Source organism: Pirellulales bacterium, assembly GCA_035546535.1.
Taxonomy (GTDB): Bacteria; Planctomycetota; Planctomycetia; order Pirellulales; family JACPPG01; genus JACPPG01.
This window is the reverse complement of sequence record DASZWQ010000111.1, coordinates 1-16,312: the sequence shown is the minus strand read 5'-3', so window position 1 is coordinate 16,312 and position 16,312 is coordinate 1. Positions and strand designations below refer to the sequence as shown.

Sequence of the window (16,312 nt, the reverse complement as noted above, 5' to 3'; positions counted from 1 at the left end):
TGCGCATCCTGTGCGCGTGCCGATGGTGCCCACAGGGCACCCTACTCGTCAGAGAATCACCGTTCCATCTTGATTTCCCAGCGCGTGGGCCGGCCGAGCATGGGCGTTAGTTCGATCACCGCGGTTGTGTCTTCCAATCGGTATACGAACTCCTTGCCGGTCACCGGATCGTCGGGCAGCGGCACGACGGTGACATCGGCCAGATGTTCCGGCAATCGGCCGCCGCTGGTGGCGCCGTGCAGACGCAACGCCTCGACCACGCGCAACAGCGCAAATTCGCGCTCGATACGGGCTGTTGCGTGATGCGCCGCACTCACGGCGGGCATAAGCAGCTTCACGGGTAAAGCCGCCGCGCCAGCGTCGTCAGCCGCTGCGGCCTCGTCGATCTTCAATCGATCGACGCCCTGCCAGTAGGGAACGTACAGCCATTCAAATCGGTCGTCGCGCGCCTCTTCGAAGCTACGGACGATGTCCAGGTACACAACCTGCGCGGCCGGCATGGCGTCGACGGTCTCGACCGGCATCCCGCGCGCGATCATTGCCTGCTTAGATTCGGGGTAGCCTCGCAAGCTATTTTCCAAAAGCGCATCGGCCGGCTCGATCTGCTGGTTTTCGTTTTGGGCGGCCTTGGCGACCCGCTGCCAAAATTGACTGAGCAATTGTCGCCACTGGTCCGGTGTACGGTCCGCATTCAGATTCCCGACCTCCGGTAAACAGGTGGTCTCCCCCAACATCTCGCCTTCGACACCGGCCCGCAAATCCACCAGCGGCTGTGGCAAGGTCGTTAGCGCCCAGTAGAGATTCGGCGCGGCCGGCTGTTCGACGAACGCTTGCACCTGCGGCATCATGATCCCGCAAATGGCGATCCCCACCAGCCCGTTGATCAGCGTCTCACCCTTTGCCACGTTCCGGGCGAGCGCGAAAGCGGATTGAAATTTTTGGAGAGCCACTTCAAATTCCCCACGCGCGATATGGATCCGAGCGCTCGTTGCAAGGAACCGCGCGAACTGTCGCGTCTGCTGCACCTCGGGCAAAAGGATATTGAAATAATCCTCCTCGCGAATCGGCAATTGCCAGTCGCACGAGTCGCAGCGTGCCGCGCGAGCCAGCATGTCTTCGATCGTCTCGGTCTGCGTCTTAATCTCGGGCTTGCGCAGCTCCGAAAGCGGCAGTTCCCGCCAGCTATCGATCTTCTCGATGAGTTCTCGATTGCTGAAAAAGGCGATCCGCTCGGCCGTGACCTTGCCGTAGTACACGGCCGCGTTGCCGCGGATGCGGGTCGCGAACGGCGGCAGCAGTTGATACTTCAGCGACGGGCGCGGCGCCGCCATCGGATGAATGGTGAGCTTTACCGGCGGAACGTCGTCCGCACGGGCAGTCATGGCCGGCAGCACGCATACAACGGAAAGGACAAGGACTCTCAAGTGAGCGCGCATAGAATAGGATATTCCTTAACCAGAAGATTTGGGCGAATGAGACGCGCGTGGCAGGCGACGGAAATTGCCCGCCTCGTCCAGCAACTGCTTGTAGGAACGCGACGACAGGATCTCCTCATCCACGTCGAGAGACGAAGCACCAGGCAGGTCGGCCCGCGCGTGGGCCAACGAATCGGGCGACAACAGTTCGTCGGTGATGCGCTTTCGCCACGCCAGCGACGAGATGTCGTGCGAACGCTCGACGAGAGTTTGCGCCGGCGCGGTGCCGGCCGCGGCCCCTCTCTCATGCGCCCCTTCCTGGCCTGTGACGGGAACGCGCATCACGAGCATAAAAAGCAACGTCGCTGCCACGCCGGTCATCACGACCGACGAGGCCGGCCAGAACCAGCCGGGCAAAACGCGCGGGCGGTCGGCAAGCATCTCGCCGCGGACCGACGCTTGCCCGGCCAGGTACATCAACCGATCACGATCGAACTGCCCGCAGCGGGGCCGCAGCTGCGCAAGCGCCGCTTCGAACGCTTGCAATTCACCTGGTAAGCGCCCCGTAGCGGCGTGCTTGGCGCCGTCGTCGAGCGGATTCATGTCTTCTGGTCCTCTTTCGTGCATGGCAGATGCCTTTCGCGCAAGGCCGTCAGCCCTGCGACATAGCGACGATGCGCGGTGCTGGTTGACGTGCCAGTCAGCTCCGCGATTTGTTCAAACGACAATCCCCCCCACAGCCGCAAAACGATCGTTTCTCGCTCGTCGTCGGGCAAGGTCTCCAGGTCACGAGCCACGGCCCGGGCATCGAGCGATTCGCCCGCGTTCGGCTCAAACCAAGGTCTCGCCTGGCGGGCGGCCGCGCTCTCGTGCCGTACGCGGCGCGACTCGCCGCGACCCGCGCTAATCGCACCGTTGCGCACCACGCGGAACATCCAGCCTGCCACGTTCGCCGGTTCGCTGGTTTCTCGCATCAGTTGCAAACATGCTTCCTGCACCACGTCCTCCGGCGTGTGACACCATTGCCGCGCGTACAGCACCAGCGTCGCGCCGTGCTGGTCGAGCAATCGTGTCAGCAGTTCCGGTCCGGGCACAGGCATGGGCACGCGAAAGGGTTAGCTGTTCCAAGGAGAAGACGCCGGCCGGGGATTATTTTCCCATGTCAATTGTTGGAAATCTGCCTTTCTACGCTCGGCATGCGCGAAATATCACCGTCGGACGCAGCAAATGCTGTGGTTGCTGACGATTGGTCGTATCGGGGGCATCCTTGTGATCGGCCTGTGGCCGATGTGACGCACGGGCCGACCCCCGTCACAAAGCGTCCCGATTTGCTACAATGCTAGCGATATATCAGGATTCGCTCAGACTTCCGAGAATCTGAACGCCACGATGAATTCCCCCGCTCCTGCCAACCCCGGTAAACACCCGCTGTGGGATACCGTGGCCATCGTAGGCGTGGGGCTGATCGGCGGATCGATCGGGCGCGACTTGCTCACCCGAGGTCTGGCTCGGCACGTCGTGGGCATCGGGCGGCGCGAAGAGAGCCTGCACGTGGCCCGGCAGGTGGGAGCCTGCAGCTCAACTACGCTCGACCTGCCGCAAGGCCTGGCCGACGCGCAATTGGTCATCGTCTGTACGCCGGTCAGTCGCGTGGTGCAGGATGTCATCGCCGCGGCCAGCTTTGCCAAACTCGGCGCCTTGATCACCGACGTCGGTAGCACGAAGGGCGCAATCGTCGGCGAACTGGATCGCGAGTTACCGCACGAAGCTCGATTCGTCGGCAGCCATCCGCTGGCCGGCGGCGAGAAGGCCGGTCCCGGCGCCGCCGTCACCGGGCTCTTCGAACGACGCAACGTCGTCGTGACCCCGGGCAGCATGACGCGGGCCGAGGACGTGCAGAAGATTACCCAATTCTGGCAATCACTTGGCGCCAAGGTGCTAACCATGTCCCCCTCCGAACATGACCGACTGGTGGCAGGAGCCAGCCATGTGCCACACCTGGTGGCCGCGGCCCTGGTCTCTGCCACGCCGCCAGAAAGCCTGCCGCTGGTCGCCGGCGGCTGGATCGATACCACGCGTATCGCCGCTGGCGATCCCGAATTGTGGCGCGACATACTACTATCGAATCGGGCGAACGTGCTGGCGACGCTCGATGGCGTCGACACGGCGCTCTCGAAGTTCCGCCAGGCGCTCGAAAGCGACGACGGCCCGGCCTTGATCGAATTGCTTCAAAACGCGAAACGGACGCGCGATGCTGTGGGAAGTTGACATCTATCCGGCGGCGGGCCAGGCAGATCGGGCGGCTGCGCGCTTGGCCGTCGAAGCGGCTGAACTGGAATTGAGCGACCAGCTCGACGCCACGGTGGCGCACGGTTACCTGATCGAAGGGAATCTGGATCGCGCGGCCGTCGAACGTATCGCCCGTGAATTGTTGAGCGACGCGATCGTCGAACGGACCGTGATCGCACGCGTGGGGGACAAGTCACTGATTGACGTCGCGCCGGACGGCGCCGGCGGGCAGGTTGTGTACGTTCTACCTAAACCCGGCGTGATGGACCCCGTGGCGCAAAGCACGAAAACGGCGATCGCCGATCTGGGCATCGACGTTACCGCCGTACGGACCTTGCGCAAGTTCTGGCTGCGTGGCCTGCCGCCCGATCGGTTGCAGCGCCTGTGCACGAAGCTGCTGGCTAACGACGCCATCGAGCAGGTGATCGTCGGACCTTTGAACTTCGAGAAGCTGGAATTCGGCGCGCCGTACAAGTTCGAGCTGCGCACGACGAAGATTCTCGATCTCGACGACGCCGCCCTGATGCGTCTCTCGCGCGAAGGGCAGTTGTATCTCAGTCTCGACGAGATGCGGACCATCCAGGCGCATTTCCGCACGCTCTCGCGCGAGCCCACCGATGTCGAGTTGGAAACAGTAGCGCAGACCTGGAGCGAACATTGCAGCCATAAGACGCTGGCCGGCCGTGTCCGCTACCGCGACGAACGCGGCGAGCGCACGTTCCAGAACATGCTCAAGGAGACGATCTTCGCCGCCACGGTCGAAATCCGCCGGCAACTGGGCGCCGACGATTGGTGCGTGAGCGTCTTCAAAGATAACGCCGGCGTGGTCCGCTTTCTCGACGATCAGCACGTGGTGTTCAAAGTCGAGACACACAATCATCCTTCGGCCCTCGAGCCGTACGGCGGCGCAAATACCGGCGTCGGTGGCGTGATTCGCGATCCGCTCGGAACCGGCCTGGGCGCGAAGCCGATCTGCAACACCGATGTCTTCTGCTTTGCTCCGCCCGATACTCACGCCGCGGATGTGCCTGCGGGCGCTCTGCATCCCAAGCGCGTGATGAAGGGGGTTGTCTCCGGCGTCCGCGATTACGGTAACCGGATGGGCATTCCCACCGTGAATGGGGCCGTCTATTTCGACCCGCGCTACCTGGGCAACCCGTTGGTCTATTGCGGCAACGTCGGCCTGCTGCCGGTCGACAAGGTCGAGAAGCACGCTCAGGCGGGTGACTACATCGTGGCCGTAGGCGGCCGCACCGGTCGCGACGGAATCCACGGCGCGACGTTCAGCTCGGCCGAGCTGACGAGCGAAAGCGAATCGATCTCCGGCGGAGCCGTACAGATCGGCAACGCCATCACCGAAAAAATGTTGCTCGACGTGATCCTCGTCGCGCGCGACCGCGGACTGTATTCAGCGATCACCGATTGCGGTGCCGGCGGGTTCTCGAGTGCCGTGGGCGAGATGGGGGCCGAGATCGGCGCCGAAGTCTGGCTCGACCGCGTTCCGCTGAAATACGAGGGTCTCTCCTACTGCGAGATTTGGATCTCCGAAGCGCAGGAGCGGATGATCCTGGCCGTTCCGCCGGCAAATTGGGAAGCTTTCTCGAAACTATGCGCGGCCGAAGATGTCGAAGCCACCGTGATCGGCCGGTACGTGGCGACCGGTCGGCTGAAGCTGCTGTACAAGGAACAGCCGGTCGCCGACCTGGCGATGGAATTCCTGCACGACGGCCGGCCGCCGGTGGTGCGCGAAGCAACTTACACCCCTCCGGCCGAAACAGCGTTCGCCGCGCCGGCAGTGCATGATTACACCGCCGACTTGCTCGCAATCCTCGGCGCATGGAATGTGGCGAGCAAGGAATGGATCATCCGCCAGTACGACCATGAGGTGCAAGGCGCCAGCGTCGTGAAGCCGCTCGTTGGTGCCGCGAACGACGGGCCGAGCGATGCCGCCGTGCTGCGACCGGTGCTTTCGTCGCGCCGCGGTATCGTGGTCTCCTGCGGCATGAACCCGCGTTACGCCGATTTCGATACGTATCACATGGCTGCCAGTGCCATCGACGAAGCGGTGCGCAACTGCGTCGCGGTGGGTGCCGATCCGCGGCGCATCGCGATCCTCGACAATTTCTGCTGGGGTGATTGTCAAAAGCCCGACACGCTGGGATCGCTCGTCCGCGCGGCGCTGGCCTGTCACGACCTGGCGATAGCGCTCGGTACGCCCTTCATCAGCGGCAAGGATAGCCTGAACAACGAATTCCGCTATCCGACGACCGCCGCCGCATCGGGCGAAAGCGGGTCGCAATCGATCGCCATTCCCTCGTCGCTCTTGATCAGCGCGTTGGGACAGATCGATGACGTGTCGCGCGCTGTCACGATGGACCTGAAGGAAGCCGGCAATCGGCTCTACCAGGTCGGTGTGACGAAGGACGAGCTGGGTGGATCGCATTTTGCGCTCGTCACCGGCACGGCCGGCGGCCATGTCCCGCGCGTCGATGCTGCGGCCGCACGAAAGACCTTCACGGCTATGCATCACGCGATCGATGCCGGGCTGGTCCGCGCCTGCCATGACCTGAGCGAAGGAGGCCTGGCCGCGGCCGTGGCCGAGATGGCGTTTGCCGGGGAGTTGGGGGCGAAGATCACGCTCGACAGCGTGCCGCATGACATGGCCGGCGGTGCAAACGACGCGGTGCTCTTGTTCAGCGAGTCGAACAGCCGCTTCCTGTGCGAAGTGCGCCCCGACAAGGCGGCCGCGTTCGAGGCGGCGCTCGCGGGCGTGCCGCACGCCCGGCTGGGCGAGGTCACCGACGAGCGCAGGCTGGAAATTCGCGGGCTCGCCGCCACAGGCGGTCGAGTCGTCATCGCCGCCGACCTGCAACCCTTGAAAGACGCCTGGCAGCAACCGTTCCGTTGGTGAATTCCGATATGGCTCAACCTCGTGCCTTGATCCTGCGTGCCCCGGGCACCAACTGCGACGTAGAAACCGCGCACGCCTTTGAACGTGCCGGCGGCGCGGCCACCACGCTGCACGTCAATCGCACGCTGGAAAACCCGCGGCTGCTCGACGAATTCCAGATCCTGTGCATCCCGGGCGGGTTCAGCTACGGGGACGACGTAGCGGCCGGCCGAATCTTCGGCAACCAGATTCGTCATCACCTGGGCGAGCAGTTGCGCAATTTTCGCGAGCGCGGCAATCTGGTCCTGGGGATCTGCAACGGGTTTCAGGTTCTCTTGCGATCGGGCATCTTGTTCGAAGATATGGGCACGCATGACGATCCTCCCGCGACGCTCGTGTGGAACGATTCCGGCAAGTTCGAAGATCGCTGGGTGCAATTGCTGTCGGCCGCGGGGCCGTGCGTTTTCTTTCAGGGCATCACGTCGATGTATTTGCCGGTGGCGCATGCCGAAGGAAAATTCGTAGTCCGCGACGAGCAAGTGCTGCGACAACTCGAAGCCCGCGGCCAGATCGTGCTGCGCTACGCGGCGCAAAATGGTTCAACGCAGCCGACCGAAGATTATCCGGCTAATCCGAATGGCTCGACGGCCGGCATCGCCGGCGTGTGCGATGTGACCGGCCGCGTGTGCGGCTTCATGCCGCATCCCGAGCGGCACGTCGATCGCACGCAGCATCCTCGCTGGACGCGCGGCGAAGGCTCGGACGAAGGGGACGGCCTGCGCGTATTCCGGAATGCGGTGGAATACTTTCGCTAAAGCACCAGTAGCTGAATCGGGAGCCGCTGGTGGCTTGTCCACCAGTGCAGTGCTCCGCTTAATTCAAGCGGTTACTGCGGCTTCGCGCCGGGCACATAATCCGGATTCGCGGTCGGCATCTGGGCGTCGACGCTTGTGCGCCAGGCCGCCAGCTTCTCGCGCAACTGCGCAGCGCGGTCTTGCATCTCCGCAGCCAGGTCATGCTGCTCGCCGGAATCGTCCGCGAGATTGTACAGCTCGACGTGGTTATCCTCGAAAAACTCGATCAACTTCCAATCGCCCTCTCGGATCGCCCCGCCCGGCGAGCCCCCTTGGTTGCCGTAGTGCGGGTAGTGCCAGTACAGTGCCTCGCGGTCGAGCTTCGCGTTCTTACCGGTGAGTAGACCCGCGAGGCTGACGCCGTCGCAGTGCTGCGCGGGACGCGCCGGCAGATCGGCCGCAGCTAAAAGCGTCGGGTAAAGGTCATTGGTGATCACCGGTACGTCGCAAGTGCTCGCCGGCTTTGCCACGCCCGGCCAACGCACGATAAGCGGAACGCGGATGCCTCCTTCGTACAACCACCCCTTGCCGGCACGCAGCGGCGCGTTCGAGGTGGGCGAGCCTTCGGAAGTCGACAAGCCGCCGTTGTCGGACGTGAAGATTACGATCGTCTGCTCGGTCAGTCCCAGTTCGTCGAGCTTTTGCACGATCCGGCCCACGCTTTCGTCCAGGCTCGCCACCTTGGCCGCGTATACGGCGTGATCCTGCACGCGGCGATCCTCGCGCTCGTGCTCCGGGCGAAAGCGCGGCGATTTCGCCGGCGGTAGCTTCCCAGCTTTCTTTTCGAAGCGATCGATCAACTCTTGCTTTGCCACGAGCGGCGTGTGTACGTCGTAATGCGTCAGCCACAGTAGGAACGGCCGCTCGCGCTGTGTGGTTATGTACCGCAGCGCCTCGTCCGTGAGCCGATCAGTCAGGTATTCTCCCTCGGGACCGTCCGCAAGATTCGGCAGCGTGTAGGGCGAGAAGAGTTTATTCGCGCCTTTGCCCGACCCGGCTACGTTCGGATCGAACCCTTGATCTTGCGGCCAGAATCCTTCGTCCCCCAAGTGCCACTTGCCGACAAGCGCCGTCGCATAGCCGCCGTCGCGTAAAGCTTCGGCGATCGTGGATTCTTCGAGAGGTAAATGATGCAGGTATGGGGCAGGGTTCAAACGCCCGCGCCGCGCGCCGGGAATGTAATCGGTCAAGTGCACGCGGGCCGGATACTTGCCGGTCATCGCCGCGGCGCGCGTTGGCGAGCAGACGGGGCAGGCTGAGTAGGCCGTGGTGAAACGAAGACCCTCGCGCGCCAGCCGGTCGATATGCGGCGTTTCATAAAACGTGCTGCCCGTGCAGCCGAGATCGGCCCAGCCCAGGTCGTCGGCCATGATGACGACGATGTTTGGTCGCTCCGCTGCAAATGTCATACGCGCATTCAATGCGACCAGAAGTGGAACGACGATAGTCAGCGTGACAACAGCGTTCGAAACGCGCCGATACTGATGCCGCGCGCACTCTGCCCTAAGTTCTCTTCCGCGACGCGCACCCGCTTTTGCCATCGCAACGCTCTCCGCTACCGATGTGATGTTTCCAAAATCGTCTTCGTTAGGCGCGGGCGACGCGATTGCCGCCCAAGCGGCGCACCAGGCGGCGCATTTCCAGCGCACTGAGCGTGGCCAGCACTTGCGGCGTGGGCAGGCCGCTCGCGGTCACCACGTGATCGACCGTGGTGGCATCAACCGCCACCGCGGCGAGCACCTGCCGCTCCAGGTCGTTGAGCATGAGCTCGGCCGGATGGTGAACGCTTTGGCCGGTCGCGTCGGTCGTGGCTTCGACCAAGGGACCGAGTTCCTCCAGCACATCGTCGGCCGATTCTACCAGCTTGGCTCCGTCGCGAATCAGCCGATGGCAACCGTGCGAGACGCGGCTATCGACGCGGCCTGGCACGGCAAAAATATCGCGTCCTTGCTCGCTGGCGTGCCGGGCCGTAATCAAAGCGCCTGACTGCAGCGAAGCTTCGATCACCAGAACGCCCAAGGACAAGCCGCTGATGAGCCGATTGCGCTGCGGGAAGGCGCCGCTCATCGGCTGAGTCTGCGGCGGACATTCGCTCAACACGCAACCAGCCGCCGCGACTTCGTCCGCCAGCGCGCCATGTTCGGGCGGATAAATGTTCGCCAGCCCGCTCCCAAGAACCGCAATCGTGCGCCCACCCGCGGATAGGGCCCCGCGATGGGCGGCCGCGTCGATACCGCGGGCCAGGCCGCTGATGATTGTCAAGCCAGAGCGCGCCAGGCTGCCGGCCAATCGCTCGGCTTGTGCCAGACCATATTGCGTCGCATGCCGCGAGCCGACAATGGCAATCGCCAGCGCATCGCGCGTCTCTATCGTTCCGCGGCTGAACAGCACCGGCGGCGGATCGTGGATCTCGCGCAGCATACGCGGATAATCGGGCATGCGCGGCGTGAGCACCGCGATTCCCGATCGCCGGCAGCGCTCGATCTCGCGCTCGGCGTCCTCGGACGCCGGCGCCCGGGCAATGGCCTGGCTTAGCTTGGTGCCAATTCCCTGCACGGTACGCAAGTCGCTGGGCGCCGCGGCCAGCACGGCGGCGGCGGAGCCGAAATGCTGCAGAAGCGCCACCGTCATGCGCGGCCCGATGCCGGGAACCATGGCCAGGCGCAGAGCCGCGACGAGGTCGTCCTCATCCGCCACGCGTGCCGTGCTCGGCTCCGATTCCTGATTGCCGTCGTGACTCACGGGGTGCCCAATTCTTTGCGGCGATAACCGAAGAGACGTTGCGCGACGCGCGCCGACGCGGAGAACGAACCGCCAGCATAGAGTAACTTCGCCGGCCGCGCGAAGATAGCAGCGGAAACCGACCAGAACATTCTGCGGCCGCAATGCGCCACCGACTTTACGCAGACGCAAGCGCGGCCCGAACGTCTGTCTCGGGCACGTCGCCGACCAACTCGACGTGGCCCAAGCGCGTGGGCAGGACGAATCGCAGCCTCCCACCCGCGGCCTTTTTGTCGCGCGCCATGACGGCGATCACCTCCCCTGGCTCGAGGCGCGGCGCCTCGGTCGGCAGTCCCAGAGCGAGCAGCAGCGCCTGCTGGCGGCGCGAAAACTCGCCGTCGATGCGCCCCAGTCGCTCGGCCAATCGCGCGGCACAGGTCATGCCAATCGCTACGGCCTCGCCGTGCAGCAACTGGCCATAGCCGGTCAGGGTTTCGAAAGCGTGGCAAAACGTATGGCCGTAATTCAGCACGGCGCGCAAGCCGGTCTCTTCCCGTTCGTCGGCCGATACGACGTTGGCTTTCAGTTGACAACTACGGGCCACGATGTGCCGCAGCACTTCGTCCTGCCGAGCGCGAATCTCGGTCACATGGCCTTCGAGATACGCGAAGAACTCTTCGTCCAAAATCACGCCATATTTCACCACTTCGGCCAGGCCGGCGCGATATTCGCGCTCGGGAAGCGTGGAAAGGACTGCCGTGTCGATCAGTACGCCGCGCGGCTGCCAGAAGGCGCCGACCATATTCTTCGCGCCGGGCAAATTGATGCCGACCTTGCCGCCGACCGAACTATCGACCTGCGCCAACAGAGTGGTTGGAATCTGCACGAAGGGCAGCCCACGCGCGAACGTGGCGGCGATGAAGCCGGCCAGGTCGCCCACGACGCCGCCTCCGACGGCCACCACCAATGTCTTTCGATCGGCGCCGATGTCGAGCAGCTTCTGCCACAGCACGTCGGCCGTTTCGATGCTCTTGGCCGTCTCGCCCGGCTCGATCGAAAGGATATCGACGTCGGCCAGTTGCGACAGACTTTCAGCCACGGGCCGCGCAAGGCGATCCACGACGTTGTCATCGGTGATGAGCGCAACGTGCGATGTCGCGGCGCGCTCGCTGACGAATCGGCCGGCGCCTGCCAGGTTGCCGGTGCCAATCTCAATCGTGTACCCGCGCTCGGCGAGTACGACGTCGACAGTAGTGATCGAACTCACGCTACATTGTTCCGTACCAGGGAGCGCTTCTAACCGACACACCCGGTGCATTCCGCAAAGGGGGCGGAATGTTGCGGCAGACGCGCCTTTAACACTTTAGAATAGCGCTACGGGGCTGCCCAGCCCTGTCAAAAAGGCAAGCAATACGGCTCGGCCGGCCGAACCTGGAGGGGGGCTCTCGGCGCGAAGGCGCTACTTCACACGGTCGACGTCGGCCGGAGTGACCGTGATTTGCCGGCAAAAACCGGTGTGCTGCCGGACGTAGTCCAACTCGGCAGCCGCCTGCGGCTCGGCATGCAAACGCTCGGCGACCTGATCGCGCACCGCAGGCTCCCAAGCATCGTATTCATCGGGCCAGATGGTGGACGTCTCGACCACCAGAGCTTCGCGATAAGGATCGAAAGCGTTGGACATTTTTCGGGTGTAGAGATTTCGCGTGTAGAGAACGATTCTGGCGGAAACTTTGATACGGTGCACGTGGTGGCCGCCCGGTGGATGGCCTGACCATACGTCAGTAGTATACTTGCCTCGCAGAGGATGGCTAGGCCTCGAGCACGGGCGAAATCGAGGCGATCGCGATTCGGCCTTACGCACGACCTGGCCTTACAATCGTCTCATCCGATTGAGCGCCCGAATGCCGGCGCGAGAATGAGCTTTGCTATTGATGTCCAGCAGCAGCTATCCCCTGGCGGGCCTCAAGGTCCTGGACCTGTCGCGGGTACTGGCCGGCCCGGTCTGCACGCAGATCCTGGCCGATCTGGGGGCCGATGTCGTCAAGGTCGAACGCCCCGGCAGTGGCGACGACACGCGGCAATGGGGACCGCCGTTTTTGGATGGCGATGGTCCGAGCGCCTATTTTTTGTCGTGCAATCGGGGCAAGCGATCGCTGGCGCTCGATTTGAAGAATCCCGCGGCGCGGGCGATTGTCGACGACTTGATCCGTGCTGCCGACGTGCTGGTCGAGAATTTTCTGCCCGACGCCCTTGAGCGATTTGGCCTCGAGCCGGCGCGTTTGAAGCAACTGAATCCGCGCCTGGTGAGTTGTTCGATTTCAGGATTCGGGCGGACCGGCCCGTGGTCGAACGTGGCCGGTTACGACCTGGTGACGCAAGCCGGTAGCGGGCTGATGTCGATCACTGGCGAGCCCGACGGTCCACCCGTCAAGGTCGGTGTCGCCATGAGCGACATTCTCACAGGGCTATACGCGGTGATTAGCGTCCTGGTGGGATTGCACGCGCTTGCGCGCGACGGTCGGGGACGGTCGTTCGACCTGGCATTGGCCGATTGCACGCTGGCCAGCCTGGTGAATGTGGCGCAAAGTGCGCTGGTGACGGGCGAGCGGCCGCAGCGCTGGGGGAATGCTCATCCGCAGATCGTTCCTTACGAGTCCTTCGAGACAGCAGACGGATTCCTGGTCATCGGCGTCGGCAACGACGATCAGTGGCGCAAGCTGTGCGCGGCAACCGGGCACGAAGATTGGGCTGCGGATCCGCGCTTTCGTACGAATGCCTCGCGCGTGGCGCATCGGGAACCATTGCTGGCCCTGTTGCGTCCCCTGGTCCGGCAACGTACACGGCATCACTGGCAGGAATTGCTGTCGGCGATCGATGTGCCGCACGGGCCGGTCCTGTCGGTGGATGAAGCCATGCTCACGCCGCAGGTCGCCGCGCGCGAGATGATCCTGCCGGTCGTCGACGGCACGGGACGCAGCTATCGCGTGGTCGCCAGCCCGATTCACTACGACGGCGAACCACCGCGGCGCGCCGTCGCGCCGCCAGAGATCGGCCAGCACACCGACGAGGTCTTGCGCGACTGGCTATCCCTGGACAATGCCAAGATCGAGGCGCTGCGCGAGAGCGGCGCAATCGCATGATGAACAATGCCGCCACGCCAGCCGAATATCCGTCTAGGCCCCCTGACGATGGCGCCAACCTGGTGCAGGGAAAGTGGGTGATCCTGAGCGTCCTTGGGTTCTCAATCGTGGCGGCGATGGCCAGTTGGTTTTACTATGCCCGATTGCAGGAGCGGCCGCTGGCGTTGTGGGGCGTTCGGCCCGCGGAAATGATGCTGCGAGCGCCCGCGGCGCGAGCCTTTAGGATTGTCCCGGCCGTTGATGCCGTACCGATAGAGGGCGCGGAAAGCCCGGCGCTCGAATTCAGCGTGGCCGGCCAGCGTTATCGGGCGGTGGCTGAGCGCGACATCAGCCAGGCGAACGGATTCTCGCATATTCGCAACAGCCTGATTCACGATCGCAGCTTTGTCTGGGACGAGGCGCCGTGCGAAGCCCCGCCCCAATGGACGCACGTGGTTCAATTCGTCGACGGGGAGGATCAAGTGGCGATCCTCTTGGCTTTCAATTGCCCGCGCGCCGCGCTCGCGGGCACCGATCGTACGGTATCAATTCGGCCTGTGGCGGCGGAAATCAAAGATTTCTTGCACGAGCAGTTCCCGGCCGAAACGCGGCCGGACACAGCCAGTCCGTAGCGGGCAGCACAGCCCATTTTCCCTCAGCGCCAGCAATACGTCCGCTACGTTGCCCGCTCGCGACGCTTTGGCACGCTTGCCTCACCGCTGGAAAGCTCTGGGGTCCACGGTGATGCGGTATAGCATGCCGGCACTCGGGTAGGGGCTCGCCTTCGCGGCCTAACGGGCCGTGCACCTCGCGGCGCCCGGAGTAGGCGACGAGGGGCATGCGCAATCCCATAACGGGCTTATGCTTGCGTCTCGGCCACCGCATCGAGTGCCCGTGTCCGGCCATGCGAATGGATAACGTCGCCTTCACCTGGCAAGGCACCGCGACCCTATGCCGATAGGCAGTGCGCGGATTTTTCGCTTTTCTTTATATAGAGATTGCGCGGGATCGAGCCGGTTTTTTCCTGCTGCCGAACGATATAAACCGCGGGCTGCGGTGTTAAATGTTGCCATTACGACTCCATCTTCAGGCCGTCAAGTCAGGAAGGCTTGTAACGTGCGTCGGCCCTTGATCGCATCGCTGTGGAACTGGAACCGGAAGCACATTTTCATCGCGTGCTTTCCCAAATCCGGATCCACCTATCTCAGCAAGGTATTGCAAGAGCTGACCGGATACCCTGGGTGGTATGCGGCCGAGCCTGGCGAGCAGAAAGAGCAAGATCTGTCTGAACGGCGATTGCACCGGCCGCGACGCCCTTCGATCATGCAACAACACATGAGGGCGACGCAAGCCAACTTGGAACTATTGGTCTGGTATCGCATGCGTCCGATCGTGCAGACGCGCAACTTGTTCGACATTGTCGCGTCGTTGCACGATCATTTCGAACAGCACGGCAGCGGCCTGTCCTGCGGATACATCTCTCAGGATTACCTGCGGATGGCTTGGCAAGAGCGTGTGGATTACCTGATCCACCTGCATCTGCCTTGGTACTTCAATTTCCTGCTTTCCTGGCGCGCCGCGGCCGATCGGCTGGAATTGTGCCACGTAACGTATGAAGAGCTCTTTGCGAACCAAGAAAGCGAGCTGCGGCGGATCGCGGATTTCTACGGTATCCGCGTATCGAATGAGAGAATTGTCGCTGCCATAAAGCGCGCCGCCGGTCGCGATACACGTTTCAACGTCGGGATCAGCGGTCGCGGGGCCGAGATGCTGAACGACGATCACAAGCATGCCATCTATCGACTCGCCGAGTACTGCCGCGTAGAACTCGACAATTCGGGCAATGTTCCCTGCCTGGCCAGACGCCATCCCGTGGTACCTGACGAGCAAGTGGCTCGGCGCTGAGCGACGACCGATGCCTCGTCAAATCCCGGCAGGAACTCGCGTTCCGAATCAGGCCGTCGGCCCGATTGCCCAGAAGCGGCTCGCCTCTTGAGAAAACGCTCCATTTCGATAGGATGGTGTATCCGCCATCCCCGACCGCTTCGGGGTATGGCCGGCACGCCTCCTTAGCTCAATTGGTCAGAGCATCTGACTCTTAATCAGAGGGTTGTAGGTTCGAGTCCTACAGGGGGCACTTGCACCAGGTTCCGCCGAAACGCGACTTTACGTCACCTGCCGGAACATAACCTCCCGACGGCCGGCCGTGCGGCGGGTGATCATCCGAGAGCCCGGTAGACGACCGGATTCTAGGAGGCCCGCATGTCGAACGCACCTGGCCTTCGCGTCCCTTCCTGTCGTCGCCATAAGGCGACTGGGCAAGCCGTCGTCACCGTTGAGCGTCGCGCAGTCGAGAGTTTGTCCGCCTACAGCAAGGTCGAAGCTCAGGGGATGCACGGCTATGGCGACCATCTTGCCGTCGCGATTGTTCGCACCGCTCGCCGGCCTGATGCTGTTTGCCGCCGTGGCACGAGGCGAGGAGCCACCGCCCGCGGCCGCACCGGCGAATGCTCGCGCCAACGTGCAGAAAGTGCCCACGACGGTTTCGGGCCAATACGAGCACGGCACGCTTGTGAGCATGCGCGTCGGCGACCGGATCGCCTATCTGATCAAGCCGAAAGGCGAAGTTGACAGCGAGCGGCGCTGGATTTGGGACTTTCCCTTTTGGCTCGCCATCAAGGACGGATTCGGTTCGATCGCGCACCAGTTCTACGTCGAACGGGCGTTGGCCGCCGGGTTCCACGTCGCCGGCGTCGATGTCGGCGCCTCCTTCGCGAGCCCTGCCGCGGCGGATGTCTGCCAGGGGTTTTACACGCTGCTAACGACCGAATACCGTTTGCACCCGAGAGCCCGATTGCTGTGCCACAGCCATGGCGGGTTGCTTGCCTACGGCTGGGCGCTTCGCCACCCGACGTGCGTCGACCGGATCGCGGGCATGTGCCCGGCGATCGACTTTCGCACCTACCCAGGCTTGTCGAGTGTCGCCAGCGTTCCGGCCAAAGACCTGGGCTACGACCTGCCGCT

The 16,312-nt window shown here is 63.4% G+C and carries 14 protein-coding genes and 1 tRNA gene; 8 read left to right on the top strand and 7 right to left on the bottom strand.

Annotated features, from left to right (window positions below; translation table 11 throughout):
- Positions 1-56: 56 nt before the first annotated feature.
- From VHD36_13750 to VHD36_13740, 3 genes are all read right to left on the bottom strand, one after another.
- The gene (locus VHD36_13750; GenBank protein HVU88379.1) at positions 57-1,382 is read right to left on the bottom strand and encodes a hypothetical protein; all 1,326 of its coding nucleotides are present in this window, start codon (positions 1,380-1,382) and stop codon (positions 57-59) included.
- 69 nt (positions 1,383-1,451) lie between these two features.
- Entirely contained in the window at positions 1,452-2,018 is a 567-nt protein-coding gene (locus tag VHD36_13745) for a hypothetical protein (protein HVU88378.1), read from the bottom strand.
- A complete protein-coding gene (locus tag VHD36_13740) occupies positions 2,015-2,515 on the bottom strand; it encodes an RNA polymerase sigma factor (protein HVU88377.1) in 501 nt (166 codons plus the stop codon). The genes VHD36_13745 and VHD36_13740 overlap by 4 nt, the downstream gene beginning before the upstream one ends.
- Positions 2,516-2,804: 289 nt before the next feature.
- Here VHD36_13740 and VHD36_13735 point away from each other — a divergent pair, with 289 nt between their 5' ends.
- Genes VHD36_13735 through purQ form a run of 3 tightly spaced genes read left to right on the top strand, consistent with a single transcriptional unit; the run spans position 2,805 to position 7,409 of the window.
- Complete coding sequence (locus tag VHD36_13735; protein HVU88376.1) at positions 2,805-3,683, top strand: prephenate dehydrogenase/arogenate dehydrogenase family protein; 879 nt, start codon at positions 2,805-2,807, stop codon at positions 3,681-3,683.
- Entirely contained in the window at positions 3,667-6,615 is a 2,949-nt protein-coding gene (gene purL, locus VHD36_13730) for a phosphoribosylformylglycinamidine synthase subunit PurL (GenBank protein ID HVU88375.1), read from the top strand. The genes VHD36_13735 and purL overlap by 17 nt, the downstream gene beginning before the upstream one ends.
- 8 nt (positions 6,616-6,623) lie before the next feature.
- The gene (gene purQ / locus VHD36_13725) at positions 6,624-7,409 is read left to right on the top strand and encodes a phosphoribosylformylglycinamidine synthase I (GenBank protein HVU88374.1); all 786 of its coding nucleotides are present in this window, start codon (positions 6,624-6,626) and stop codon (positions 7,407-7,409) included.
- Positions 7,410-7,480: 71 nt separating this feature from the next.
- Here the strand turns inward: purQ and VHD36_13720 are convergent, their stop codons facing one another.
- From VHD36_13720 to VHD36_13705, 4 genes are all read right to left on the bottom strand, one after another.
- Positions 7,481-8,857: a sulfatase gene (locus VHD36_13720; protein HVU88373.1), complete on the bottom strand. Its 1,377-nt coding sequence runs from the start codon at positions 8,855-8,857 to the stop codon at positions 7,481-7,483.
- Positions 8,858-9,035: 178 nt separating this feature from the next.
- On the bottom strand, positions 9,036-10,190 hold the full coding sequence (dprA, locus tag VHD36_13715; protein HVU88372.1) for a DNA-processing protein DprA: 1,155 nt from the start codon (positions 10,188-10,190) through the stop codon (positions 9,036-9,038).
- A gap of 157 nt (positions 10,191-10,347) precedes the next feature.
- Positions 10,348-11,436 (bottom strand): 3-dehydroquinate synthase, encoded by a 1,089-nt coding sequence (gene aroB / locus VHD36_13710; protein ID HVU88371.1) that lies wholly within the window; start codon positions 11,434-11,436, stop codon positions 10,348-10,350.
- A gap of 192 nt (positions 11,437-11,628) precedes the next feature.
- Positions 11,629-11,850 (bottom strand): hypothetical protein, encoded by a 222-nt coding sequence (locus VHD36_13705; GenBank protein HVU88370.1) that lies wholly within the window; start codon positions 11,848-11,850, stop codon positions 11,629-11,631.
- A 250-nt stretch (positions 11,851-12,100) separates the two neighbouring features.
- Here VHD36_13705 and VHD36_13700 point away from each other — a divergent pair, with 250 nt between their 5' ends.
- The 5 genes from VHD36_13700 to VHD36_13680 all read left to right on the top strand — a co-directional run.
- Positions 12,101-13,309, top strand: a complete 1,209-nt coding sequence (locus VHD36_13700) for a CoA transferase (GenBank protein ID HVU88369.1) — start codon at positions 12,101-12,103, stop codon at positions 13,307-13,309.
- Complete coding sequence (locus VHD36_13695) at positions 13,306-13,920, top strand: hypothetical protein (protein ID HVU88368.1); 615 nt, start codon at positions 13,306-13,308, stop codon at positions 13,918-13,920. Before VHD36_13700 ends, VHD36_13695 begins: the two co-directional genes overlap by 4 nt.
- A gap of 484 nt (positions 13,921-14,404) precedes the next feature.
- The gene (locus VHD36_13690) at positions 14,405-15,193 is read left to right on the top strand and encodes a sulfotransferase domain-containing protein (GenBank protein ID HVU88367.1); all 789 of its coding nucleotides are present in this window, start codon (positions 14,405-14,407) and stop codon (positions 15,191-15,193) included.
- A gap of 158 nt (positions 15,194-15,351) precedes the next feature.
- A tRNA-Lys gene (locus tag VHD36_13685) sits at positions 15,352-15,425 on the top strand.
- Between the two features lie 264 nt (positions 15,426-15,689).
- Positions 15,690-16,312: hypothetical protein (locus tag VHD36_13680; protein ID HVU88366.1), on the top strand; the 623-nt coding region annotated here is incomplete at its 3' end.